We start from the raw sequence: 25,282 nt of genomic DNA on the forward strand, positions 1-25,282 counted from the left end.
AAAGCCACTAGAATGGTCCACCCCCAAAACCAGGCTGCCCCATGGATATCGAACTGGCCCGCACTTTCCTTGAAATTGTCCGCACCGGCAGCCTGGTGTCCGCCGCCGAACGCCTGCACGTCACCCAGACGGCCATCACCGCCCGGGTACAGAAGCTTGAGCAGCAGTTGGCCTGCCAGCTGTTCATCCGCAGCCGCAGCGGTGCCAGCCTCACCGCCGACGGCGAAGCCTTCGTGGTCTACGCCAACCAGCTGGTACAAACCTGGGAAGCTGCGCGACGCGACCTGCCCTTGCCTGAAGGCTGCCACCAGGTGCTGCACATCGGTGGCGAAGTCAGCCTCGGCAACCCCATGGTGCTAGGCTGGGTCAGCGCCCTGCACCGGGAAATGCCCGGCCATGCGATCCGCAGCGAAGTCAGCGACGGCGAGTCCTTGTTGCACAAGGTGGAAATGGGCGTGCTCGATGCCGTACTGGTCTACCAGCCCACCTACGGCCCGGGCCTGCAGGTGGAACAGCTGATGGAAGAAAAGCTCATCCGCATCCGCCGCAAGGACAAACCCGAACCCTACGTATACATCGACTGGGGCCAGGCCTTTCGCCGCCGCCACGACGCCGCCCTGCCCGAATGCGCGCGCCCGGCGCTGAGTTTCAACCTCGGGCCACTGGCGCTGCAGTACATCCTCGAACACGGCGGCAGCGGTTACTTCCGTACCCGGGTGGTGCAGGCGTACCTGGACAGCGGCGTGTTCGAACGCGTACCGCAAGCGCCGGAGTTCACCTACCCGACCTACCTGGTGTATGCCCGCGAACGCGACAGCGAGGCGTTGCAGCAGGCGCTCAGGGTGCTACGCGAAGTGGTCGCCGGCGAGAGTGACTGGTCACAGCGCTGGGACCCGGTGATCTGAGCCGCTCGCCTGACTCAACAACTGGCGCTTGAGCCCGGCTATCAGATCGGTCTGGGTCACCACCCCCACCAGCGCGTCCCCTTGCAACACCGGCAAGCAATGCAGGCCCTGCTCACTGAGCAACGGAATCAGCGCCACCGCAGGCTCATCACTGCGCACGGTAATCACCGGTCGGCTCATGATCTGCTCCAGCAGCACCTCGGGCCTGCGCCCGAACAACCCGCGCCAGCTGAAACGTCCCTGGGTCATAGCCGGCCCGACCAGGTCGCTCAACGTGACGATCCCCACCAGGCGCCTTTCTTCATCGAGTACCGGCAAGGTGTGCAGATGGTGGCTCGACAACAACTGCCAGGCCTGCTGCAAACTGGTTTGCGGCGTGGCCAGTTGCACATCCCGCGACATCACCGAAGCGGCGGTAATCCCGCCCAGGCTGCGCTTGAGCGCCTGCTGCTCGGTGGCCATGATGATGCGTTCAAGCTCATCGCGGGTGACGTCGACAAACTCGCCGAGCTCTTCCAGCGCCTGGTCAAGGTCCTCGCCACTGACGCCGACGCGCTCCCCGGGCAGCACATCAGCGGTGTGGTGCAGGTCTTTGCGCGGCGCGGCGGTCTTGGGGTAGCGCACCCCGGTCAGGCGGTTGTAGATCACCGCCACGGCCACCAGCACCAGGGCATTGAGCAGGATCGGCGCGAACACCTGGTCGCCCATCACCGCCAGCGACGAGTCCGCCAGCACCACACTCACCGCCACCCCGCCACCCGGCGGGTGCAGGCAGCGCAGCAGGCACATCACCAGGATCGCCACACCCAGGGCCAGGGCTGCGACCCACAAGGCAGAACCAAAGCAATGGTGCAGCACCAGCCCCACCGCAGTGGCGCTGGCATAGCTGCCAATAAATGGCCAGGGCTGCGCCAGCGCTCCGGAGTGCACAGCAAACAACAACACCGCCGAGGCCGCCAACGGCCCGAGCAAATGCAGCGCCACCGTCGGGCCAAAGGCCAGGCTGCAGGCCAAGCCTGCGAGAAACAGACCGAGCAACGCACCGACACCTGCGCGTAGCCATTCTTTGGGAGGGATATTCAGCGGGGCCGGCAGCAGCCGGCTGAACCAGTTGTTCAGACCACGGGTAGACATGGGTAAATCGGGCACCTGGGCAGTAAAAAAAGCCCGGCCAAACTGGCTGGGCTGAGTATCGCGAGGGGCAATACCTAATGGGCTCCGTCCTTGGAGATGGAATTTTTTGAGTGTTGCGTGGGACGGGATTTTGCAGGGGTTGGCGTGGGGGGTGGTAATTCAAAAAATTGAGGGTTGGCTGCAGTTTTTTTGAGGGATGAGGTGTGGGATGCCCGTTCATGGTGGGGAATGAGCACTTCCTGGGACACGATCAGCGGCCGGTCACCACTGACCGTTATCGACCCAAAGTTGCCTTTGGCGAGGGCAGGATATGACCCGAAGCAGCCGTTCGCGCGCACGCTTTGAGCCAACAGCTATCCCGCTCACCGATATCCAAATCTAGCGGTTCGGAATTCTGCTCCGAGGAAAGAAATGTTGACCACGAAAGTCATCCATTCTTCCCCAGGCGCACTCGGTTCTGCTGAAAACCTTATCCAGCGAAAATCACCGCAGATTAAAAATCAATTTGCCTGCCGCCGATTTGAGTTTCCGTATCATGCTGACCGGCAACCATAGCCGATGCGCTAATTGCATTTTGATTCGCCCAATCACGTAGCTTTGTAAACTCGTCTTTACGCATTTTGCTCATGGGTACTAAACGCGAAATAGTAGTTTCAAAATCGGCCATCGTCAGGTCGCTTGCATCACCAGAGCCATTCATCCGCCGTGAGAACGCTTCAATCAGCGAGTCCCCGACCCACGCTTCGATTTCGGCACCCGAGAGCACAATATCTTTACCAAAATTCGGCTCACCTCCTAGAGCAGCCAATCGATCCAAATCAAACCTTCCTGGGTCACGCTTCAACTTCTTGAGATGTATTTCAATAATCTTCTTTCTTTCTGATGTCGACGGGAAGTCAACGAAAAATATTTCGTCGAATCGCCCTTTCCTCAACAACTCCGGAGGTAAGCTGTTGATGTTGTTTGCGGTAGCGAATACAAAAACAGGCGCCGTCTTTTCTTGCATCCAAGTCAACAATGTGCCAAATACACGTGAGGCCGTGCCACCATCAGATGCGCCTCCGGAAGAGCCGGAAAGTCCTTTTTCAATTTCATCGATCCATAGGATGCAGGGCGAAATAGCTTCGGCCGTACGTAGTGCGGAACGAATATTGGATTCTGAAGAGCCAACCACCCCTTGGAAAATTTTGCCCATGTCCAAACGCAATAACGGCATGTTCCATGACGACGATACACATTTCGCCGTTAGAGACTTACCGCAACCAGGAACTCCAGTCAAGAGCAAACCCTTCGGAGTTCCGACACCGAACTCCTGAGCCATCTGCCCAAAACACTGGCTACGCAAATTAAGCCACTTCTTAAGCGTTGCCAACCCCCCAACATCCTCAAGATTTAACGTTGAGTCGATGTATTCCAAAATACCTGTTTTCCGTATAATTTGTCTTTTTTCGGAAAGAAGGTCTTTTACGGTATTTTCGTTTACACTCAGGCTGGACACCAATGAACGAGACAAGCTATTGTCAATCTCTAACCCCGTGAGCCCCAAAGCGGCATCAATGAGTTTATCTTTGGTTTCGCTGGAAAGATCAATCTTGACGCTACTGTTGCCCTGCCATGAATTAACAAAATTATTGATCTGACCCTTGACTTCATCTCTTGACGGCAAAGGAAAATCAATCAACGTTATTTCCTTTTGAAGATCATTGGCAATTTCAAAGCTGGGCGCCACGATAATGCAATTGCTTCGATAGCCACGTGAGCGAATATTTATGGCTAAATCTCGAAGTCGACGACGATAGACGGGATTTGAACTTGAGGCAAGGTAGTTATGAGCATCACAAAAAACAAATATATTTTTGCTGCCTTCATCCTTCGCCTTTTCTTCACAGAAGTCCAAGGCCACTTTCAGATCAAAGGTTTTATCCCCGGCCACGACGCCATTTATCTGGACACCTAGCGTCGAGTTCCAAACAAACAAACGATGGCTAAGTGCCTTGGCGATTTCAGAAATCTCATTGAGCGCACGCTCTTCCTCGAACGTTTCAATGACCAAAATGGCATAACGCGCTTTGAGGTAATCTGTTATCTGCTTGGTACGGTTCATGCTTTTTATCCCTGCGCTTGAACTGAGCTATACACTCATCGGAAGACCGGTTTTAGTAACGCCAGCATGTGAAACTACAAACTCGACAACTCGTCTAGTGCGGAAAAAATCAATGTCGACTCTGTCGCTGGTTTTGATAATCTGTTTGTGCTGATAGGGATGGCTCGCGTTATGCCGATACCGACCGGCCAGCGTCAAGTCTACAGCTTTAACAACACGAATCATGGCGTCGTTCTGGAATATCTCTTTTGGCGTATAACCGGTGTAAAGTATCCAGTTTTTCTCGCCATTGACTGCATTTATTAATAGCTCCAAGGCTGGCGCCTGGTCGAGCGGCTCCCCCCCGGAGAGGGTAACTCCAGCGATATCCAGTGCATTTATCTTCTGTGCCAATTCATCAATAGGCATCAGCGTACTCGCTTCGCGCGCGTGGGTGCTCTGATTGAAACACCCCTTACAATTCAGCGCACAACCCTGCACCCATAATGTCAAGCGCAACCCGGGACCGTTAACGCTACTCAACTCCATATGGTGTACATTGATGTCCATTTAGAAGTTCGCACTGAGAATTTGAAGGGTTTGCTCTTCATGGACCACGGTATATTCCGGCTTCCATTCAGTCACAAGGTCCGCAGTAGGGCTAGAAAGTAGAGACTCAAGCTCTTCAGTAAGCTTGGTGCAAATATCGCCTTTCACACCATGCACTTCTTCCGTAATTTCATCGCCCGTAAAGGTGACATGAATGCCGTATTCGTAATGAGGTCCGAATTCAATCTCGAAGCCTTGAGACGTTTCTTTGACTCTTGCAGGAACACCTGATGCGTCTATGCGCTTAATAGTTTCATCGATGGCTACGCTGACGTACGCTTTCTGAAAGCCTGAAGCCAAATCCGCCATTATTGCTTCATCGCCGACCGAAATAGTTTCTCGTTCGACGAGGAGCTTGTAAGCGCCCTCCTCAATCTGGCAAACAAATAGATTGAACCCATCAGCCGTTTGGCCACAAATAGCTCTAAACTGCTGATTACCCATATAGCCTATTTTGCTCAACACCTTTTTACTGAAATCACTGGAAAACAGGGAAACCAGACCAGTTGTTGGGCTAAGGCCCAACTTGCCAAAGGCTTTGGCAATGGCCTCTTCATTAACATAAGAAAATTCAAACTTTGTACAATGAGACATTGTTAAAGCTCCAGCTTGCGACCGGGAACAACTTCCTCTGCGTCCGGGGTAGCATTTAATACGCCAGGGACAACCTCAATGTTGCGCACAGGCGCCATGGATGCAGGCGTAACGTTTTTCGAACGCTCGGCTGGAGCTCCAGAGTTGACAACTACCCGACGTCTTTGGGTTATCTGTGATGCGGCACTACCACTCAGGAGACTTGCATCAATCGTTTCCAACAACTTTTTTATTACCAGGGCGGGACTGGATGTGAGCTTGTCATAAAGTCCAATTCGCAACAACACATCGGCGCCATCATTGAACTGCAATTTAACGAAGTATTTTTGATTTTTACCGCCAGTGATGCCAATGTGCGAAATCTGATTCAGATCCCGTGACAGCTTTCCCCAAAGATGCCCATCAAACGACGCTACAATTAATTTTGTCGCTGATGCGGCAAAAGCATTGCTACCAGCATAAACTTCATCAGCATCAAAATTCTGGTAGCTGACCTGAATTTTTTCCCCTACAGAAAACCCCAGCTCGGTTGCCAAATATTCATTTGTCGAAAAATCGACATCGGCGTGAAATTTCAAGCTTTTTGATATAGCATAAAGACTAAAGAGCCCTGCTATTCCATAGCCTATTTCTCTTATAGCGTCTTTCGGCTCAACCGCCACAAAAATTGCGGTAATCAAAACCATGATTCCGTAACCGTAATTAATGGCCGCCTGCGAATTGAGTTTTTTATTTCTATAAGCCCGAAATGTTTTGCCGGGAATATATTTTTTTGAAGGTGCAAAGAACAGGATGCCCGTACCAAAAAAAACCACACACAAAAGTCCAATTGCAGCCTGGCGATGTTGCCCATTTTGCAACCCATCAAGAAACAACAACGCGCTGACAACGACGAAAACAGGTACGCATGCCATTAATAAAATGGCCGTTATCTTACCTTCGGCGGCCATTTCCATTTTCCACATCGGGATAGTCTTTATCATCCATAAACCTTCTAGAGTTGGTGCAGAAGCGCGCAGTGAGGGGGTGACTGTAGAACGACTCATTGGTCTATGCTACATGACGATTTTTGGTTTATCACGCGCCAAGTCTCGCCTGAAGTAGCCAGGCAGAAAAAGTCCCAGGCGCTGAAAAAACGCGGACACATTCTTGAGGGCTGCGTTGCTACGTAAAATCTGTCAGCGTTGGTTGATCAGCAGAGCAAAAAATTGCGTAAAAACGCAATTCTAGTTTCTATCTGCTCTTAGTCCCCATTGTGTGTGCGGGGCCGAGCGGCGAATTGCGAGCGGGGCGTCAAGAGGGCCAGGGCAACCGCTACGATGAAGAGCGCCGGCACTCACCTGCCATGTGCCCCATTTGCCCAGACTGGGTGACGGCCTGGGCGGCCATGATTTCTCCGTGTACGGCGCTAGACCACATAGTGAATCAGATTAGCCTCAGAGAATGCTTGAATCCATTTAATAATGCTTCTCAGTTAATGTAGTATTCGCCGCTCTCCGGCGGGTCCGATTCACCGACTTAAGGCTGAGCATGTCACGCATTGGCACCTCTGATTTGCTAACCCACTTCCATGAGCACTACACGGAATTGCTGGCGTTCCTGGCTCGGCGGCTGGGTAACGTCGAGCACGCTGCCGATGTGGCTCAAGATACCTACTTGCGTTTGGTCAACCTGCCTGCGGGCGAACCGATACAGGAGCCTCGCGCGTTCCTGTTCCGAATAGCTGGCAACCTGGCCATTGATCGTATGCGTCGTGAGGGGCGACTCAATGCCTTGCATACCGATGAATCCCAAGCCCTGGAGGTATGCGATCCACGCCCTTCACCAGAGACTGCTCTGCTCACAGATGAGGCCTTGGCGCAGCTCGATATCGCCATGGACAAGTTGCCAGCCAATGCACGTCTGGCGCTGCTGCTCAACCGTCTTGAGGGGCTGACACATGCGCAGATCGCCACAAGACTCGGCGTTTCCGAAAGTACTGTGGGGAAGTACATCGTTCAAGCTGTACGTCATTGCCGCGACTCCTTGAACCGGACGCAGTGGACATGAACCGCTTGCCTTGTACGGATACGAAACCCCAGACTCTGACACTTCCTCATACTGCTCAGCTTGCAGAACCGATGACTGATACTGTTAATCCTTCCGAGCTGGAAGACCAGGCCATTGAGATGCTGGTGCATCTGCACTCTGGTCGGGCTACTGCAACCGATCATCTGGCCTATGACAACTGGAGCCAGCGCTCTGCGCTGCATGCTCAGGCCGCGAGAAGGGCCGAGGCGTTGTGGGGCGCGTTCCCGCTCACACAGAAAGCGCAACAATTCGTTGCTCCGCCCCCCGTGAAGCGCCGCAAACCGGTACGCGCGTTATGGCCCGCGGGCATGGCCGCTTGTGTTGCATTGCTGGTGCTCAGTGCAGCACTGCTGCGCCCTTGGTCAGCGCTGTATGCCGATCATGTGACGGACCCTGGCGAGCGGCGAGAATTGCGCCTTCAAGATGGCAGCCTGCTGTGGATGAACGGTGACACCGTGCTATCGGTGAATTACAGCCATAACCGGCGCGGCATTACGCTGTATCAAGGGGAGGCGCTGTTCGAAGTGGCCAAGGACCCATCACGGCCTTTCATCGTTCACGCCGCTCAAGGTGATGTGCAGGCGGTCGGCACACGTTTCGATGTGGATCAGCGCGGCGATAAGGTGACCGTGCAGGTGAGCGAAGGAATAGTACAGCTCAGTTCGGGCGGGAAAATCATGCGGCTGCCCGCAGGACAATCCTCGGCCTATCGGCAAGGCATGGCACCGCAGCCGAGTGTGGAGGTCGATGTGCACGACGTAGCCACCTGGCAGCGCGGCAAACTGATCTTCAATGCGCGGCCGCTTGGCGACGTGCTTGCCGAGCTTGACCGGTACATCCCTGGCCATCTTTACCTGACGGATGAAACCCTGGCGGCACGGCGTATCAGCGGCATATTCGAAGTGGATGATCCACAAGCTGCCCTCAATGCGCTTGAGCAGACGCAGCCACTTCGTATCACTCGGTTACCGTTACTCACCCTGGTGCGGCCCAGGAACTGATTCAGGGCCAGCAGCCTTCCCCCCCTGAGAGCACTTTGAAAAAAAATGAAAATTTTTTGGCAAGGTGCTGAACGTTGTTTCGTCGTAGATACGAAGCGCGAATCATTCACATAAAAGTCGCGCAGCCAACTTCAGGGAAAAGGTTGCTTTCATGTTGCATGTCTTTGTACGTACCCACGCGCAGTCGTTGCGCCACGTCGTGGCACTCGCCGCCTTGCTCGGACTCCTGGCACCGGTCAATGCTCAGACCAGGGCTTTGGAAACCGCCAGTGCCACTCAGGTCTTCACTATCGCTGCCCAGCCACTGGACAGCGCACTCACCCGATTCGCCGATCAAGCCGGCCTGCGCATCATTTTCAATTCCGACGAGGTCAGTGGAATGACCAGCGCTGGGTTGAGCGGACCCTACAAGGTCAACGAGGCGCTCGAGCATCTGCTCAGGGGCAGTGGTTTTGGCTATGAGTTCGTGAATGACAAGACGTTGACCTTGCGCAAGGCGCCGACTGATTCGGCAGTTCTGGAGCTAGGCGCGACCGATGTGAATGAGCTGGGACTGGCTGCGACTACCGAAGGCACCGGCTCCTACACCACAGGCTTTACCAACACTGCAACACGGTTGGGGCTTTCGCCGCGTGAAACGCCTCAGTCCATCAGTGTCGTCACTCGACAACAGATGGACGACCAGAACATGCAGTCCTTGGAAGACGTTGCCAAGGCAGCGACGGGCATCAGCACGGTCAAAGGGTTCGGCACAGAGCGTCCGCTGTACTACTCGCGAGGGTTCCAGGTCGACGATCTGCAGTTCGACGGCCTGCCGAGCAGCGTCACGGAAAGTTTCTCGATGGACGTCATGTCAGTGAACAACATGGCCATGTATGACCGGGTGGAAATTGTCCGAGGCGCAAACGGCCTGATGCAAGGAGCAGGTAATCCGTCTGCGGCGATCAATATGGTTCGCAAGCGACCGACCCATGATTACCAGCTCAAGGCGGAAATAGGCGCAGGTTCTTGGGACAACTACCGCACCCAACTCGATGTTGGCGGCCCCCTGAACGCAGCAGGCACCCTGCGTGGCCGTACGGTCCTGATGTACAACAGTCGAAATAGCTATCAGGACTACGCTGACAAGGAAAATCAGCTGTTCTACGCCATAGGCGAAGCCGACTTGAGTGACTCGACCACGGTCGCTGTGGGGGCGTCCTTGCAGCAGGACAATAGCGGTGGATACGACTGGGGCGGTTTGCCTACCCACCTGGATGGCAGTTCTTACAACTTCTCGCGTTCGACGTCGTTCGCCGGGAAGTGGGCCTATCTGGACAAGATCAACCGCAACGTTTTTGCCGATATCAAGCACCGTTTCAATGAGGACTGGAACCTCACCGTCGCCACCAATCTGATCTGGTCCAATGCAGACTTTCTCGCTCAGGTCGGGTATCACACCAAAGTCACCGATTCGACAATGCAGTACTGGCCGAACAGCGCCCGTTACGATGACGAACAGATCAATCTCGACGCGGCGCTCAACGGCGCATTCACCCTGCTGGGGCGCAAGCATGAACTGGTGATAGGGACCAACATGAGGCGCGACAGGCTGCAGTACGTCACAGGCTCGTCCAGTGTGAACCCTAAAGTCGACATTCTGGACTTCGATACCTCGCAATTTCCTAAACCGCAAATAGTTGGCAGCCTGACGCCCAGTCGGCATGTGCGCAAGGACAAGGGTGTCTATGCCGCTACTCGCCTCAATCCATTCGATGATTTGCACGTCATTCTTGGCAGCCGTCTGAGCTGGGTCGACTATGACACCCAAGGCCCATGGGAGACGGACCGCTTCAAGGAAAATCGTAAGGTCATCCCTTATGGTGGCATCGTTTATGACGTCAATGACACGACCTCGGTCTACGCCAGCTATACCGAGATCTACAAGATGCAGAGCAATTACAGCGTCGACAACCAATTGCTGGCGCCTACGACGGGCAGTAACTACGAAGTCGGCGTGAAGAACGAGCTGTTCGATGGCAGGTTGAATACCGCCCTGGCGTTCTTTCAGGTGGATCAGTCCGGCCTTCCACAGGTCGTTCCCCAAGCAGGACGCGTCTGCGGGCCAACGCGTGATTCGCGGTGCTACACCGAGGGTGCCAAGGTGCGAAACCGCGGGTTCGATGCAGAGGTTTCAGGCGAGTTGATGCCCGGTTGGAATGCTTCGATGGGCTACACCTACAGTCATCCAAAATATGTAGCGGGTACCAACAAGGGTGACACCTATGGCACAGAAAACTCGCCACAGCGACTGTTCAAGGCCGCCACGACCTATCAGCTGCCAGGCAAGCTCGATCAATGGCGAGTGGGGACCAGTTTGTACCATCAGAGCAAGCTGTACCTGAACGATATTTCGCAGAGCGCCTACAACCTTGTGGACTTGAACGCCAACTTCCGAATTGACCAAAACCTGAGCGTTCAATTGAATCTCAACAACATTTTTGACGAGAAATACTACACCGCGATTTTCAGTGAAAACACCGGAAACTATTACGGCGAACCTCGTAACTTTGCCGTCACGCTACGCTACGAGAACTAGGGTGTGTACGAAAAGTCCCGCGATCTGCCGCAACGCGGCAGCAATCCCTGGCTATACGGAGTGCCTGATACAACCGGGTGGCCGGTTTGCGAGCGCTTTGCACTCGATCGCGGGACAAGCCCGCTCCCACAAAAAATGGTAAATGTACTTTTCGTACAAAGCCTAGTCACGAACCGGATGAGCACCGGTCAATAAACCGATTTTCACGCGGCTGTAGCAGCCGCTTTGAAGAAAACCACGCTCAGTCGCAACGGATCGCTGTGCTTTGGTCAGGGGCAGCTGTGGGTCGGCAGCGGCCTTTCATCAAACCCCAGACCTTCTGGTTTCAAATCCGTACACCCGCCTAGCCACAGCCCCGATTCCCCCTTACCATACGCCCAACTCGTATTACCGCGGCTGCTGAACCCGGTACTCACGAGGAAATGACCATGGAAAGAACCCGCGCCTGGAGACGTTCACAGGCCCGTAAAAGCGGCAGGAGCAAAGCGGTGCGTCCGCTGCAGTTCAAGCCAGAAAAAAACTGGAAGCAGCTATACACCCGAGGCGACAAGCTGATAAGGGCACGCCAGCTCGGCATGAGCTATCCCATTCGCTCCACCCGCCAACTGTTGGATCAAGAGTGACAAACCTTCTGTTCGTCTGCAGCCGCAATCAATGGCGCAGCCCTACCGCGGAAACGATCTGGCGCCGTCGTCCTGGCTTCACTGCCCGTTCGGCGGGCACCAGCCCGAACGCCCGCAAACCCGTCGGCCCAGCGGACATTCGCTGGGCCGACGTGATCTTTGTCATGGAACGCAAACACCAGCAGCGGCTGCAAGCGCAATATGCTCCCCTGCTCGAACACAAACAGCTTCACGTGCTGGAAATTCCCGACGATTTCCACTACATGGACCCGGAGCTTGTGACCATGCTCGAAGACACCGTGACGCCCTACCTTACTGCCGGACAGTCAAAGGAGTCTTAGCTTGCTAGGGCGTGCAGCAAGGTCGCCGGCTTTGTCTGACAGTCAATGCATGAACAGTGCAATCAGGATGATCACGGGAATGGGCACACCCAGCATGAACAACAGTAGTGAGCGCATGATAGTTCTCCTCGGTTCAACGGACGTGTGCGTTGATAGCGTCATCGATGACGATCACAGCATCGCGACGACGGCCGCCATAGGTTGCGGCGAGGCTGGCGAAAAACGCCCCGCATAACAACGCGATGAACATCCACAAGGCCGACAGCGCAGCCGCCTTGCTGGCGGCGTCGGCCGCCTCACGGGCAGCCCTTTTGGCGTCTTCCATAGACTGACGCGCTTGTGCGAACACCTCATCGACACGCTGCTCGGCTTGCGCCGGGGTCAAGTTGCTGCGTTGGCTGATCAGTTGCGCCAGGTACTGCCGATCTTCGCCACTTAATTGACCGCCGTTGCGCAATGAGCGCGTCATGATTCGGCTGACCACACCTTGGGCCGCACCCTCATTGACCGCTACAGAATTGTCCCCACGAAACAGGCTATCGACAAAGTAGCCATAGGGATCGCTGTCAGAACGCCCAACAGCGGTCGCAGCGGCTGAAGTAACGCCGCTGGCTGCACCTGCCGCAACCTGGGCACCTGCCTGCACGCCACCGCCCACAATACTGCTGACCGAACCGACCACCAGTGTTGCCGTTACCAGTGTGGCGACGGCCCATGCCAGAAAGCCATGGGCGGTATCGCGAAAGTAAACCTCATCACCCTGCACGCTCGCCCACTTGACCCGCAGGCGGCCCGCCAGGTAGCCCCCCAGGCCGGAGGCGACAATTTGAGTCAGCGCCAGCCAGACAATCGTTGAAATACCCAAGCTCTTGGCGCTCATGCCGTCGCCAACCCACGGCGAAACGGCCGAAAAGCCCAGCCCGAATCCAAGCAATACCAATATCAGCGACAATGCCGCCGCACCCGCTGCACCTGCAAAAACTGCCGCCCATGACACCCCGCAACGGTTATGTGCTTCGGCGAGGGTACTCATGTGGGTTTGTGATGTTGTCATCATGTTTTGCTCCCGCGAGGGACATCGAATGTTCAGTACAACAGGTGCACGCCCTGTGCCAAACCGATGCATTTGGCAAAATCTGTTAATTCAATGCGTTGGGATAATTGCAACGCATCACCACCTTGCAAAGTGCATGATTAGGACGCCGGTAGCGGGTGTTCTGCATCCCAGAACAACCAAGTGAACACATAGGCGAGCACTTAAACATAGAAGGCCAGTGCCAGCAGCGGCGCGCCGCCAGCAACGACGACTCGCCAGTTCACAAACGCTGCACACTCCACCAACGCCTCGAACTGTTCAGGACAGCGGTGCTTGAAACTCTGGGCATTGTCGATGACCAGTGCAAGCGTTTGCCCAGGTTGAACGTGGACAGTCGACATTTCTGCGCTGGGGTCATCAAGGTATGAAAGGCAATCAACCCAGGCGTTCATATTGAGGCCGTAAAACTTGGGGAAGCCGAATGTTTCAGCGAACACACTGTGGAATGTTTGCCAGTCAGTAATCAGGTTTGCATCTATGTGCACCATGCAGTGTTCCACTCGCTCGAAAAGGGGATGGACAGTACCACTGAAATGCAATGACCGCTCCCCGGCTCAATTCTGCCTCGCCCTGTGCGAAAGCGTATGATGGCCGGCCGCCAATGCCGAGAAGGAAATCGCCATGCCCCCCAACAAAGCTTGCCCCGTGGTGTTCTGTGGTGGGTCGTCGCCGAGGATTTTGCTGTTCCGGCATCCTCTGGCCGGAGTGCAACTGGTCAAGGGCACGATCGAGCACGGCGAAACACCGGGCCAGGCGGCCTTGCGCGAGTTGATGGAAGAGTCGGGTATCAGCACTGCCACGATCCAGGACGACCTGGGCTGTTGGGATGCCGGCCATCTCGCCCAGGTCTGGTCGTTTCAACTGTGCCAGGTGCAGGGCACCCTACCCGAGCACTGGTCTCACCAGACCCTCGATGACCATGGCCATCTTTTCGAGTTCTTCTGGGCCCCGCTCGAGCAGTTGCCTGTTGCCGAGTGTCACCCGGTCTTCCAGCGAGCACTGGTCTTTTTGTGTGAGGCCCTGCAAGCGCGTGGTCACTGGCCAGGCGAGCCTTGCCGAAATTGACGAGCGCCCTACGCCCTACTCCCACCACTTGCAGAACAACGCATTTGTCCAGGTGCGTGGGCCAACGCCCAGGCCCACGGCGATAACCTGTGACCGGGAAAGGATTCGCTTGACCTCTGGATAGATGTTCATGGCGCACAAGTCCTGCATCTCTATGCCGAACTCGGCATCTGCCCCAATGTTTGCGCGCATCGTCTCCTTGAAGGTGTCATAGATCGCATACCCTTCGTCACCGGTAGCATTGACGGGGTCAAAGGTGGTCATGAAGAACGAGTTCATGAACATTTGCGCATGGTTGCCCTGCTCCATGAACTCAAGATAGGGCTCGGCATGGTTGCCGCAATCGATACACGCACTGGCAATGCGTAATTCCGGTGCATTGCAACCACTGCAGTCTGCTGGCGGCTCGACCATCCGCATTGCGTCGGCAACCGTCAGGTTGGCATTGTCGGCAGGCGTGGGGCGGCCCTCCAGACCAAACAGCTGATCAAGGGAAAAATTGCACGGCCTCCTTTGCCCAGGCGCCAGCCCATCCTTGTCTTTCTCGCCCACACTTTCCACCCACTTGAACAGGTTCGCAGACAAATACGAGACGGCATCGTCGGTGTACTCCACCCTTACACCGCACCCCTCCAGTTCATATACAAACTGGCCACGTTCCTTTCTCGTCGCCGGGGCGACCTTGGCGTCTATCAGGTCTTTGGGTTTGCCGATGGTGTCTTTGTTGACGAAGTCCTTGAGCGCCCAACAAGGCGCCTTGGCACAGGTTGCAAATGTCGCTTCGGAAATAGCCTCCACACCTTTGCCCGTACGATCGATCGCCTCGATGTTGCGTTCCATCTGCCGGGTGTTTTCGACCGAACTCTCTCGGTCCTGCTCATAGGTGTAGATAGAGAACAAGAACCCGATAAGGCCGGTGATCGCCAGTATCCCGGTAACCAGTGGATGTCGGCCGACCAGCTCGATCGCGTTCTTCGCGAAGTTGCCCCAGTCTCGAATGTTCACTGCGTATCCCCCTGCGTTGCAAGGCGCTTGGCTTACTACTCGGGCGTTCCCGCTTAGCTATTCAACATAATCAATCTGGCGGGTTTTGCAAACGCAGCCAGCCTCCGTAGTTCTTTGGATAAACCTTCTTCAGGATGCGATCAAAACTGCTTTTGGTTCTTCTGCAAAACCTGCACAATCGCCGGCTTTTTTTCCCGACAAGGTAGTCCTGCATGCAACGGATCGTCATTCTCGGCAATGCCGGCAGCGGTAAATCCACCCTCGCCCGCGCCCTGGGCAAACGCCTGGACCTGCCGGTGGTGCACCTGGACCGGCTGTTCTGGGAACCCGGCTGGGTCGAACCCGATGCCGAACAGTACCGCGCGCGCGTGCGTCAGGCAGTGTCACAAGAAACCTGGGTGTGTGAAGGCAATTATGCCCGGCGCACGTTCGACCTGCGTCTGCCGCGGGCGGATCTGGTGATCTGGCTGGACACACCGCGCCTGACCTGTTTTTTTCGGGTCATCAGGCGCAGTGTCATGAACCGCCCTCGGCCTGACCTTCCGGACGGTTGCAGTGAGAAGCTTAACGGGGCGTTTTTGACATTCTTGAAATTCGTGTGGGGTTTCGACCGCGGCTATCGCCCGGGGATCGAAGCGGTGCGCGTGGCCATCGGGCCGCAGGTGCCGGTGGTGCATTTGCGTGGTCGTCGGCAGATTGCCGCATTTGTCGAAAACCGGGCCTCTGGCAAGCCAACGCCAGGTTCATTCTGATCTCCTATGCTCAAAGCTCGCCTTCAGCAGGGTATTGCCCCTGATCCTGAAGTCGGACCGGCAGCAACCACACCACAGAGGAGCGGCGAACATGGCATTCGTTACCACCAACGATGGCGTTGATATCTTCTACAAAGACTGGGGTCCGCGCGATGCCCAGGTGATTTTTTTTCATCACGGCTGGCCGTTGAGCAGCGACGACTGGGATGCACAGATGCTGTTCTTTCTTGCCCAGGGTTACCGGGTCGTCGCACATGATCGACGGGGCCACGGGCGTTCGGGCCAGGTCTGGGATGGCCACGACATGGACCACTATGCCGATGACGTAATGGCGCTGGTCAAACACCTGGGTGTGCAGGAGGCCGTGCATGTCGGGCATTCGACCGGTGGCGGCGAGGTAATTCACTACATCGCCCGTTACCACCAGGAGCGGGTAGCCAAGGCGGCAATTATCGGCGCAGTGCCACCGCTGATGGTTCAGAGCGCAAGCAACCCCAACGGCCTGCCCAAGTCAGTGTTCGATGGCATGCAAGCGCAGTTGGCAGCCAATCGTGCACAGTTTTATCACGACATCCCCTCCGGGCCGTTCTACGGCTACAACCGCCCTGGGGCGACGCCTTCACAAGGGGTGATCCTGAATTGGTGGCGCCAGGGCATGATGGGCAGCGCCAAAGCCCACTATGACGGTATCGTCGCCTTCTCGCAGACTGACTTCACCGAAGACTTGAAGCGAGTCACCGTGCCGGTGCTGGTGATGCACGGCGATGATGACCAGATTGTGCCCTACGAGAACTCGGGGCCGCTGTCGGCCAAGTTGCTCAGCAATGGCATTCTGAAGACTTACAAGGGCTACCCCCACGGCATGACCACAACCCATGCCGATACCATCAATGCTGATCTGCTGGCCTTCATACGCAGCTGAGCCAACTGAGCAATCAAGGCTCAAGACCGATGCCGCGCAGGATCACACTGGTCACCGTCTGTACCGCCCGCTCGAACTGCAGCTCCGACAGCGGCTGGTGATCATTGAGCAGCCCCACCTGGTGGCTGAAGTCCGCATAGTGCTGGGTCGAGGCCCAGATCATGTACAGCAGGCCTGACGGCTCCACCGGCAAAATCCGCCCGGCCTCGATCCACTGGCGGATTTTTGCCTCCTTCATTTTCGCCCAGTCGTACAGCGGGGCATCCAGCGCCGCCCCCAGGTTCGGCGCGCCATGGATGATCTCGTTGGCCCAGACCTTGGAGCCATGGGGGCGTGTGCGCGAGTGGTTCATCTTGGCGCGGATGTAGCTGCTCAGCACGATGCGCGGGTCGTCATACAGCTCAAAGCACAAGGCATCCTGTTTCCACACATCGAGCAGACCGAACAGCACCGCCTGGTACAGCTCGGCCTTGGTGCTGAAGTAGTAATGCACGTTGCTGCGCGGAAGCTGCGCGGCCTCGGCAATGTCGGCCATGGCCGTGCCGGCGAAGCCTTTTTCGGCGAACACCTGTTCCGCCGCCAGAAGGATGTTGTCAACGTTGCGTTGACGAATGCTGAGCTTGTGCTGGGCCATGGGCGAATCCGTTGCGACTGACCCTGCAAGGCTACCACTGCCCGGGCGTTCGTGCGCTGTGGGATCAACGGCGCTGATTACGGTAATCTGGGCAACAGACAACTGCCTGCGGACACCCCCATCATGGAACTGCATATCAGCCTGCAAGGCCGCAAGGGCCTGGCCGAGCAGCTTTACCAGCAACTGCGCGACGGCATCGACAGCGGTCGCCTGGCCGCCGGCACGCAACTACCGCCCAGCCGCCTGCTGGCCGAGCAACTAGGCGTGTCACGCAAGACCGTGGCCGACGCCTATTCACGCCTGACCTACGACAATTTGCTCAGTGGCCAGGTCGGCAAGGGCAGCTTCATCACCCCTGCCCCCACCCACAGCCCTGCACCCGCCGCCAGCATTGCCCTGGCCAGCGCCGCGACCCTGGCCAAATGGCGGGCCCGGGCCAACCCGTTGGCCGACCTGGCGCTACCGACCTTGCGCTACGACTTTATCGGCGGCGCCTCGAGCAAGGTGCAATTTCCCTTCGATGACTGGCGCCGCTGTAACCAGTATGCCTTGCGCCAGATCCGCCACAGCAGCGCCCGCTACAGCGCCCATCAGGGTCTGCCGGAGTTGCGCGAGGCCATCGCCCGGCATATCGCCTTCGCCCGCGGCGTGCGTTGCAGCAGCCAGGACGTGCTGGTGTGCAACGGTGCCCAGCAAGCCCTGGATCTGATCGCCCGGGTGCTGATTGAACCCGGCTGCCAGGTGGCCATGGAAGACCCCGGCTACACCCCCGCGCGCCAGTTGTTCCTGGCCCAGGGCGCTGAGTTGCAGTACGTGCCGGTGGATGCGCAAGGGATGTGTGTTGAGCAGATCGCCGCCGGCACGCGGCTGATCTATGTCACCCCCTCGCACCAGTTTCCGCTGGGCATGCCGATGAGCCCGGCGCGACGCCAGGCCTTGCTGGAGCGGGCGGCGCAGCTGGGGGCGATCATCATCGAGGACGACTACGACAGCGAATTTCGCTATGAAGGGCGGCCCACCGACTCGTTGCAAAGCCTCGACCGCCATGGCCTGGTGGCCTACGTCGGGACCTTCTCCAAGACCCTGCTGCCGGAGTTGCGCCTGGGCTACTGCATCGTCCCGCAAGCGCTGCGCGAAGCGGTGTGCATCGCCAAGCAACTGACCGACTGGCACACCCCGACCCTCAACCAATGGGCCCTGGCGCAGTTCATCAGCGAGGGCTCGCTGCTCAAGCACATCCGCCGCGTGCACGAGGTCTATGCCGCACGCCGCGAACGCATCCTGAGGCGCCTGCACGGAGATCTTGCGCCCTGGTTCGAAGCCGTGCCGGCCACTGCCGGCTACCACCTCAGCGCCCTGGCCCGGGGCGATCTGGACGTGGCGTTCATCATCAGCATGGCGCGCAAGGTCGAGGTCGGCCTGTATTCCCTGGCGCCCTTCCATGCCCGGGTGCCGGTACGCCAGGGCCTGCTGCTGGGCTTTGGCGCCATCGAACTGCTGGACATCGACCCGGCGCTGGACCGGCTGCGCGACATCCTCCAGACCCTGGGCTGATTGGCCTCCTGAGAAAGCGCCCAATTGGCTATTCGGGCCCACCCGGCACGGAGGTAAGGTAGTGCCATCGCCGCCTGCCGCGGACCTTACCGGAGAGCAACAATGAGCAACCGTATCGAATGGGCCAAACACTCACCAGAAGCCTACAAGGCCATGGTCGGCCTGGAAATGGCCCTGGGCAAGTCAGGCCTGGAGACCTCGCTGCTGGAGCTGGTGCGCCTGCGCGCCTCGCAGATCAACGGCTGCGCCTATTGCGTAAATATGCACGCCAACGATGCACGCAAAGCCGGTGAAACCGAAGCACGCCTGCAGACGTTGAGCGTCTGGGAAGAAACCAGCTTCTTCACCCCGCGCGAACGCGCAGCCCTGGCCTGGGTCGAAAGCCTGACCCGGCTGCCGGAGCGGCACGCGCCCGAGCATCAATACCGTGCCCTGCTTGAACACTTCAGCGAAACCGAAGTGGTCAACCTGACCCTGGCCATTGCCACCATCAATGCCTGGAACCGCTTTGGCGTAGGCTTTGCCATGCTGCCCAGCTGAGCGGCCCTGACTGCCAGGGCGCTGCAAGCTGAGCGCCCTGGAACAAGCTAACTATGTACCGCGTTTCGCCAGGCCCGCCCTATAGATTGGCGGCATCACACCTGAAGCGAGACACCGCTCATGCCTACCGATCGACAGCTTTCCTTTGTAGCCACGGTACGCCTCCCAGCGCCGGGCAAAGCGTTTTGCGTGGCCTCGACGCAGCTGGGCCGGCCGTTCATGTCGAAGATCCGACGTGACAACGGCATCGTCAGCAAAACAAAGAATCTCGCAAACCTGGTGTCCCTCTGGGACAACTCGGACAAGCACCTTTCGCTTTACTTCCGGCACAGCAACGGTGCGTACCGCCTGTATATCCGCAGCAACAATGAACACTATGGCAAAGGGCTCTATCTGAACGAGGATGCCATGCTGTTCGCGCGGTATGTCAATGCCGCCCCCGACCTGTTCCAGATTTCCGATGGCAAGACCCACAATCTGGTGGTCGCCCCCCAGGCTACAGGGGCCTCCGGCCAACTCTACCTCTACCACCGTTCGCGCGGACTACTGCTTGGCTCAAAGACCTATAGCCAGGTCAGCAGCACCTTCACGGCAGTAGAAGCCGGGCGAACGCCCTTGCTGTTGAGAATTGAGATCACAGCGGTCAATGCCCCCTACCTGAGTAACCCGGATGAAGTCTGACACCCCATGAACACTGCGATCAGGGCATCACTGGCGGCGTGTACTGCAAGGTGGTGCCCAGGATCCACAGCAGGAACAGCACCAGTGGCACGTGCACCAGCAACTGCACGAACGAAAAACCGATCAAATCACGCGCCTTGAGCCCCAGCACGCCCAGCAGCGGCAGCATGTAAAACGGGTTGATCAGGTTGGGCAGCGCCTCGGCAGCGTTGTAGATCTGTACCGCCCAGCCCAGGTGATACTGCAGATCGTTGGCCACCAGCATCACGTACGGCGCTTCGATGATCCACTTGCCGCCGCCCGAGGGGATGAAGAAGCCGAGCACCGCCGAGTACACGCCCATCAGCAAGGCGTAGGTATCGTGGGTGGCGATCTGTACGAAGAAGGTCGAGATGTGGTGCGCCAGGCTCTGGGCATCGGCGCCCTGGACCTGAGTCAGAATCGCCGCGATCGAGCCGTACAACGGAAACTGGATCAGCACCCCGGTGGTGGTCGGCACCGCGCGGGCCACCGCGTCGAGGAAGCTGCGCGGGCGCCAGTGCAGCAAGGCACCGGCCATGATGAACAACAGGTTGTAGGTGTTCAGCCCGGAGATCGCGGTGATCGCAGGCTTGGTCGAGAACTCGTTGTACAACCAGCCGGCCGCCAGTGCCACCAGCAACAGGATCAGGATCGGGCTGTACTCCAGCCACTCGCCCGGGCGGGTACGCTGGGGCGTTGGCGGTGCCGAGAAGCTTGGGTCGACGCCACAGGCTTCGGCGCTGCGCGCGCTGTTCGGGCCCGGTGCGGTGGCGTAGGCCACCACCAGCGATACCACCACCAGGGCCGCAAGCATCACCCCCGACTGCCAGAGGAAGATGGTCTCGGTGAACGGGATCACCCCAGTGATCGCCAGGATCGACGGCGGCAGGCTCGCCGGGTTGGCCTGCAACTGCGCAGCCGAGGACGACAGGCCCAGGGCCCATACTGCACCCAGGCCCAGGTAGGCGGCAGCACCGGCGGCGCGGTAGTCCATTTTCAGGTCGGTACGCCGTGCCAGGGCACGCACCAGCAAACCGCCGAACACCAGCGACAGCCCCCAGTTGAGCAAGGACGCGACCATCGAGATCAGCGCCACCCAGCACACCGCTGAACGGCCATTGCCGGGGATCCGCGCCAGACGGTCGATCAGCTTGACCGCAGGTGGCGAACTGGCCACCACATAGCCGCCGATGACCACGAAGGCCATCTGCATGGTGAACGGGATCAGACTCCAGAAACCATCGCCAAAGGCCTTGGCAGTATCGGTGGGCTTGCCGCCCATGGCCATGGCCGCGACCGACACCAGCACCACGGCCAGGGCAGCGAACACCCAGGAGTCGGGGAACCAGCGTTCGGCCCAGTTCGAGCAACGCAGGGCAAAACGGGCGGAGCGGCTGTCTTGGATATCAGCGGCCACGGGATTTTCCTTTTATTGGTTTTATTGGACGGCACAAGGCCCCATCGCGGGGCAAGCCCGCTCCTACCGGTGGGAGCGGGCTTGCCCCGCGATGGGGCCCGAAAGTACTACTTAAAACGTCATTTCTTTAACATCATCCGCCACGATCAGCTTGCCCGCGGTCTTCGCGATGATCTCTTCAACCGTCACCCCCGGCGCGGTCTCGCGCAGGATGAACGCGCCGTTCTCGATTTCCAGGTAAGCCAGGTCGGTGAGCACCTTGCGGATGCAGCCGGCACCGGTCAGCGGCAGGCTGCAACGCGGCAGCAGCTTGGACTCGCCATCCTTGGAGGCATGGGTCATGGTGACGATGATGTTGTCGGCGCCGGCCACCAGGTCCATGGCCCCGCCCATGCCCTTGACCAGCTTGCCGGGGATCATCCACGAGGCGATGTTGCCGTCCACGTCCACTTCAAAGGCACCGAGTACGGTGAGGTCAACGTGGCCGCCACGGATCATGGCAAAGGATTCGGCCGAGTTGAAAATCGAAGCGCCGATACGGGCGGTCACGGTCTGTTTTCCGGCGTTGATCATGTCGGCGTCCAGCTGCGCTTCAGTGGGGAATTCCCCCATGCCCAGCAGGCCGTTTTCCGATTGCAGCATCACCTCCATGTCGGCCGGGACGTAGTTGGCCACCAGGGTCGGGATACCGATGCCGAGGTTGACGTAATAGCCGTCCTTGAGTTCGCGGGCGACACGTTGGGCCATTTGTTCGCGGGTAAGTGCCATGCTCAGGTTCTCTTTGTTGTTCTGGGGTCGGGTCAGGCTTTGACGGTGCGTTTTTCGATACGCTTTTCGAACGTGCCGACGATGACCCGGTCGACATAGATGCCCGGGGTATGGATTTCAGTCGGCAGCAACACACCCGGCTCGACGATCTCTTCGACCTCGACCACAGTGATCTTGCCGGCAGTGGCGGCCAACGGGTTGAAGTTCTGCGCGGTGTTGCGGTACACCACATTGCCGTAGTGGTCGGCCTTCCAGCCCTTGACGATGGCGAAGTCGCCGGTGATGGCTTGTTCAAGGATGTATTTGCGGCCGTTGAATTCGCGCACTTCCTTGCCTTCGGCGACCGGGGTGCCGTAGCCGGTGGCGGTGAAGAAGGCCGGGATGCCGGCGCCGCCAGCGCGCATTTTTTCGGCCAGGGTACCTTGCGGGGTGAGTTCGACTTCCAGCTCGCCACTGAGCAACTGGCGCTCGAACTCGGCGTTCTCGCCAACATACGAGGCGACCATCTTGCGGATCTGGTGGTCTTCGAGCAGCACGCCCAGGCCAAAGCCGTCGACACCGCAGTTGTTGGAGACCACGGTCAGGCCCTTGACGCCACGGCGCTTGATTTCGGCGATGAGGTTTTCCGGGATGCCGCACAGGCCGAATCCACCGGCCAGTACCGTCATGTTGTCGGTCAGGCCTTCAAGGGCCTGTTCATAGGTTGCTACGCGCTTGTCCAGTCCGGCCATGCTGATCCGCCTTTTGTAGTTGTTGAACCGACAGGGTGTCGGTGAGCGTTTGCCTCATCTTCACCCCTGAGCACTTATTTGTTAATTTTGTTTTTATGATCGTTTGATAAATTTTCCAAAAGAATCAGTTTAATGAACCTCAAACAGCTGCGCGCCTTCGTCACCGTTGCCAAATACCAGAGCTTTGCCCAGGCCGGCGACCACCTGCACCTGTCGCAGCCGGCCCTGAGCCTGACCATCAAGGCCCTGGAGGACAACCTCGGCGGTGCACTGCTCAGCCGCACCACCCGCAGCGTCAGCCTGACCCCGGAGGGCGAGGTGCTGCTGCCGCTGGCCCGGCAACTGCTGGCGGACTGGGACAACACCGAAGAGCTGCTGCGCCAGCGCTTTACCCTGCAGCTTGGGCGGGTGTCGATCGCCGCCATGCCGGCCTTTGCCGGCAACCTGCTGCCGGCGGCTTTGAAGGTGTTCCGCCAGCGCTACCCGCGGGTCAACGTCACCGTCCACGACGTCATCAACGAACAGGTGCTGGAACTGGTCCGCCACCGGCGCGTCGAACTGGGCATCGGATTCGAGCCTGAAGCCAGTGCGCCCCTGCGTTTCGAGCCGCTGTACCTGGACCGCTTCGTCGCGGTGGTGCCGGCCGACTCGCCCCTGGCGCAACAGCCGCAGGTGAGCTGGCGCGAACTGCTCGCCGAAGACTTCATTGCCCTGCAACGGCCTTCGGCAGTGCGCCTGTTGCTCGAGCAGCACCTGGCTGCCGAACACGGCAAGCTGGCGGTGGCCTTTGAAAGCCATCAGTTGTCGACCGTCGGCCGCATGGTTGCCAATGGTCTGGGCGTCAGCGCCGTGCCGGCCTTGTGCATCGGCCAGATGCAGGAACTGGGCGCACATTGCGTGGCGCTGGTGGAACCGAGTATAGAACGGCGTATCGGCGTGACCGTGCTGGCCGACCATAAACTCTCGGCAGCGGCCCAGGCGCTGCTGGAGGTACTGTTGGAATGCAGCGCCGACAATCCGCCAGGCTCGGCAGATTCACTCAAGGCAGATCGGCGACATAGGTCACCTGAGTGACGCCGCTGACAATGCTCGCCGGCGCGTAACCACCGGCCTTGATGCGCGCATCGACCGATTCATGGACCAACAGAGCGTCCGGCAACACCCTGGGGTACGGCTGGCGAATCGGTGGCATGGCGCCGATCACCAGCTTGCGCCGGCCCTCGCTCCATACCAGCCGCGGTATCCATTCGGCGACCCGCCAGGCCGGCTTCATCGAGTCATGGGCGTCGGCCAGAGGGTCGGGGGCAACACCGGCAAGCGGGTTCAATTGTGCCTGGCAAGCCTGGGCATCCAGCGCCAGACCGGCCGCTCCGGCCTGGGCGAACATCCAGCGCAGGGGCACCAGGGCCAGCTGTGATTCACTCACGGCATAGCCGCCGCCGACATCGCAGTGCACGCCGCGAAAAAACACCTCTTTGACATCGGTCGGGTCGGTTGGCTTGGCGCGCCACAAATGCTGACGGAAGAAACAGCGCCGCTCATCCAGCGACACCGCATGGCGCACCGTCAACACACTGGGGTTACTGGCGGTATAGGGAATACTGACCGGGTCATAGACCCAACCCAGGGATTTCACCGTATCGAACAGGCCCAGGAAGGTGATATCCAGGGTGCGGCCGAAGGTCTGCTTGAACTGGTGCTGCAAGGCAAAGTCAGGACGTTTGTCCTTGTCCCGGGCCAGGAGCATGGACCAGGCATAATCGAAAAGATGAACTTGATGGGCCGCGACCAACCCCATCCCATGCACCAGTGCAGCCAGGGCCCTGGCCGCATAGGCGCCGCGCGAGAAGCCAAAAACAAACACCTGGTCGCCCGGCCGATACTGCTCGGCAAGAAAACGGTAGGCACCCTCGACATTGCGCTTGAGCCCCCAGCCAAACGCCAGGCCAAAGATCCGTGCCGGCAGCTTTTGCCACTCGAACAGGGTTTCCTTGAGGCCAAACGTGCCGACCCCCTGGTCATAGTAAGACAGCACGTGCTGCGGGTCCGGATCGAGCGCCCGGACCAGGCGCAGAATGTGGGTCGGTTGCAGACTGAAACGGTTGTTCGTCCCATCCAGGCATATCACCAGTTGCCGCGCCATTTACACAACCTCCTG

At 58.2% G+C, this 25,282-nt stretch carries 26 protein-coding genes and 1 pseudogene; 13 read left to right on the plus strand and 14 right to left on the minus strand.

What is annotated here, in order from left to right; genetic code table 11:
• The first annotated feature begins 41 nt into the window (after positions 1–41).
• A complete protein-coding gene (locus tag EXN22_RS16515; RefSeq protein ID WP_130265076.1) occupies positions 42–905 on the plus strand; it encodes a LysR family transcriptional regulator in 864 nt (287 codons plus the stop codon).
• Here the strand turns inward: EXN22_RS16515 and EXN22_RS16520 are convergent.
• The 6 genes and pseudogenes from EXN22_RS16520 to EXN22_RS26410 form a co-directional block, all read right to left on the minus strand.
• On the minus strand, positions 879–2,039 hold the full coding sequence (locus EXN22_RS16520) for an HPP family protein (RefSeq protein ID WP_130265077.1): 1,161 nt from the start codon (positions 2,037–2,039) through the stop codon (positions 879–881). The two genes, EXN22_RS16515 and EXN22_RS16520, sit on opposite strands and share 27 nt — an antisense overlap.
• A 493-nt stretch (positions 2,040–2,532) precedes the next feature.
• Entirely contained in the window at positions 2,533–4,143 is a 1,611-nt protein-coding gene (locus EXN22_RS16525; protein ID WP_130265078.1) for an AAA family ATPase, read from the minus strand.
• 27 nt (positions 4,144–4,170) lie between these two features.
• A complete protein-coding gene (locus tag EXN22_RS16530) occupies positions 4,171–4,692 on the minus strand; it encodes a 4Fe-4S single cluster domain-containing protein (protein ID WP_130265079.1) in 522 nt (173 codons plus the stop codon).
• Positions 4,693–5,325, minus strand: coding sequence for a DUF2997 domain-containing protein (locus tag EXN22_RS16535; RefSeq protein ID WP_130265080.1), 633 nt, complete (start codon positions 5,323–5,325; stop codon positions 4,693–4,695).
• Between the two features lie 2 nt (positions 5,326–5,327).
• The gene (locus tag EXN22_RS16540; protein ID WP_233281642.1) at positions 5,328–6,371 is read right to left on the minus strand and encodes a hypothetical protein; all 1,044 of its coding nucleotides are present in this window, start codon (positions 6,369–6,371) and stop codon (positions 5,328–5,330) included.
• A 197-nt stretch (positions 6,372–6,568) separates the two neighbouring features.
• Positions 6,569–6,750 (minus strand): annotated as a pseudogene (locus tag EXN22_RS26410) (DUF6632 domain-containing protein); the annotation flags it as partial.
• Positions 6,751–6,855: 105 nt separating this feature from the next.
• Here EXN22_RS26410 and EXN22_RS16550 point away from each other — a divergent pair.
• From EXN22_RS16550 to EXN22_RS16570, 5 genes are all read left to right on the plus strand, one after another.
• Positions 6,856–7,374 carry a sigma-70 family RNA polymerase sigma factor gene (locus EXN22_RS16550; RefSeq protein ID WP_130265081.1) on the plus strand — a complete coding sequence of 173 codons (519 nt, stop codon included), beginning with the start codon at positions 6,856–6,858 and terminating at the stop codon, positions 7,372–7,374.
• A complete protein-coding gene (locus EXN22_RS16555) occupies positions 7,371–8,396 on the plus strand; it encodes a FecR family protein (RefSeq protein ID WP_233281643.1) in 1,026 nt (341 codons plus the stop codon). The genes EXN22_RS16550 and EXN22_RS16555 overlap by 4 nt, the downstream gene beginning before the upstream one ends.
• A 151-nt stretch (positions 8,397–8,547) precedes the next feature.
• Positions 8,548–10,974, plus strand: a complete 2,427-nt coding sequence (locus EXN22_RS16560; RefSeq protein WP_130265082.1) for a TonB-dependent siderophore receptor — start codon at positions 8,548–8,550, stop codon at positions 10,972–10,974.
• 428 nt (positions 10,975–11,402) lie between these two features.
• The gene (locus EXN22_RS16565; protein WP_130265083.1) at positions 11,403–11,597 is read left to right on the plus strand and encodes a hypothetical protein; all 195 of its coding nucleotides are present in this window, start codon (positions 11,403–11,405) and stop codon (positions 11,595–11,597) included.
• The gene (locus EXN22_RS16570; protein WP_130265084.1) at positions 11,594–11,938 is read left to right on the plus strand and encodes a low molecular weight protein tyrosine phosphatase family protein; all 345 of its coding nucleotides are present in this window, start codon (positions 11,594–11,596) and stop codon (positions 11,936–11,938) included. The genes EXN22_RS16565 and EXN22_RS16570 overlap by 4 nt, the downstream gene beginning before the upstream one ends.
• A 133-nt stretch (positions 11,939–12,071) precedes the next feature.
• Here the strand turns inward: EXN22_RS16570 and EXN22_RS16575 are convergent, their stop codons facing one another.
• Together EXN22_RS16575 and EXN22_RS16580 are read right to left on the minus strand one after the other, a co-directional pair.
• Positions 12,072–12,995, minus strand: a complete 924-nt coding sequence (locus EXN22_RS16575; RefSeq protein WP_130265085.1) for a hypothetical protein — start codon at positions 12,993–12,995, stop codon at positions 12,072–12,074.
• A 200-nt stretch (positions 12,996–13,195) separates the two neighbouring features.
• Positions 13,196–13,522 carry a barstar family protein gene (locus EXN22_RS16580; protein WP_130265086.1) on the minus strand — a complete coding sequence of 109 codons (327 nt, stop codon included), beginning with the start codon at positions 13,520–13,522 and terminating at the stop codon, positions 13,196–13,198.
• Between the two features lie 133 nt (positions 13,523–13,655).
• On the opposite strand from EXN22_RS16580, the gene EXN22_RS16585 reads away from it, so the two are divergent.
• Entirely contained in the window at positions 13,656–14,099 is a 444-nt protein-coding gene (locus EXN22_RS16585; protein WP_130265087.1) for an NUDIX hydrolase, read from the plus strand.
• Between the two features lie 15 nt (positions 14,100–14,114).
• Here the strand turns inward: EXN22_RS16585 and EXN22_RS16590 are convergent, their stop codons facing one another.
• Entirely contained in the window at positions 14,115–15,104 is a 990-nt protein-coding gene (locus tag EXN22_RS16590) for a hypothetical protein (protein WP_130265088.1), read from the minus strand.
• Positions 15,105–15,316: 212 nt separating this feature from the next.
• On the opposite strand from EXN22_RS16590, the gene EXN22_RS16595 reads away from it, so the two are divergent.
• Entirely contained in the window at positions 15,317–15,856 is a 540-nt protein-coding gene (locus EXN22_RS16595; protein WP_130265089.1) for a P-loop NTPase family protein, read from the plus strand.
• Positions 15,857–15,947: 91 nt separating this feature from the next.
• Positions 15,948–16,778 (plus strand): alpha/beta fold hydrolase, encoded by an 831-nt coding sequence (locus EXN22_RS16600; RefSeq protein WP_130265090.1) that lies wholly within the window; start codon positions 15,948–15,950, stop codon positions 16,776–16,778.
• A 13-nt stretch (positions 16,779–16,791) separates the two neighbouring features.
• Here EXN22_RS16600 and EXN22_RS16605 read toward each other — a convergent pair whose 3' ends face one another.
• The gene (locus tag EXN22_RS16605) at positions 16,792–17,412 is read right to left on the minus strand and encodes a TetR/AcrR family transcriptional regulator (RefSeq protein WP_130265091.1); all 621 of its coding nucleotides are present in this window, start codon (positions 17,410–17,412) and stop codon (positions 16,792–16,794) included.
• Positions 17,413–17,535: 123 nt separating this feature from the next.
• Here EXN22_RS16605 and pdxR point away from each other — a divergent pair, with 123 nt between their 5' ends.
• From pdxR to EXN22_RS16620, 3 genes are all read left to right on the plus strand, one after another.
• Positions 17,536–18,966, plus strand: coding sequence for a MocR-like pyridoxine biosynthesis transcription factor PdxR (gene pdxR / locus EXN22_RS16610; RefSeq protein WP_130265092.1), 1,431 nt, complete (start codon positions 17,536–17,538; stop codon positions 18,964–18,966).
• Positions 18,967–19,068: 102 nt separating this feature from the next.
• On the plus strand, positions 19,069–19,506 hold the full coding sequence (locus EXN22_RS16615; RefSeq protein WP_130265093.1) for a carboxymuconolactone decarboxylase family protein: 438 nt from the start codon (positions 19,069–19,071) through the stop codon (positions 19,504–19,506).
• Between the two features lie 120 nt (positions 19,507–19,626).
• Positions 19,627–20,187, plus strand: coding sequence for a hypothetical protein (locus EXN22_RS16620; protein ID WP_130265094.1), 561 nt, complete (start codon positions 19,627–19,629; stop codon positions 20,185–20,187).
• Between the two features lie 19 nt (positions 20,188–20,206).
• On the opposite strand, the gene EXN22_RS16625 is transcribed toward EXN22_RS16620, so the two are convergent.
• The 3 genes from EXN22_RS16625 to EXN22_RS16635 form a co-directional block, all read right to left on the minus strand.
• On the minus strand, positions 20,207–21,625 hold the full coding sequence (locus EXN22_RS16625; protein ID WP_130265095.1) for a short-chain fatty acid transporter: 1,419 nt from the start codon (positions 21,623–21,625) through the stop codon (positions 20,207–20,209).
• Between the two features lie 111 nt (positions 21,626–21,736).
• Positions 21,737–22,393, minus strand: coding sequence for a CoA transferase subunit B (locus tag EXN22_RS16630; RefSeq protein WP_130265096.1), 657 nt, complete (start codon positions 22,391–22,393; stop codon positions 21,737–21,739).
• A 32-nt stretch (positions 22,394–22,425) separates the two neighbouring features.
• A complete protein-coding gene (locus EXN22_RS16635; protein ID WP_130265097.1) occupies positions 22,426–23,124 on the minus strand; it encodes a CoA transferase subunit A in 699 nt (232 codons plus the stop codon).
• Between the two features lie 132 nt (positions 23,125–23,256).
• Between EXN22_RS16635 and EXN22_RS16640 the strand changes: the two genes are divergently transcribed.
• Positions 23,257–24,198 carry a LysR family transcriptional regulator gene (locus EXN22_RS16640; protein ID WP_165392225.1) on the plus strand — a complete coding sequence of 314 codons (942 nt, stop codon included), beginning with the start codon at positions 23,257–23,259 and terminating at the stop codon, positions 24,196–24,198.
• Here EXN22_RS16640 and EXN22_RS16645 read toward each other — a convergent pair.
• Positions 24,164–25,267, minus strand: coding sequence for a phospholipase effector Tle1 domain-containing protein (locus tag EXN22_RS16645; protein WP_130265098.1), 1,104 nt, complete (start codon positions 25,265–25,267; stop codon positions 24,164–24,166). The genes EXN22_RS16640 and EXN22_RS16645 overlap by 35 nt on opposite strands.
• Between the last annotated feature and the right edge of the window lie 15 nt (positions 25,268–25,282).

Source organism: Pseudomonas tructae, assembly GCF_004214895.1.
In the GTDB taxonomy this organism is placed as follows: Bacteria; Pseudomonadota; Gammaproteobacteria; order Pseudomonadales; family Pseudomonadaceae; genus Aquipseudomonas; species Aquipseudomonas tructae.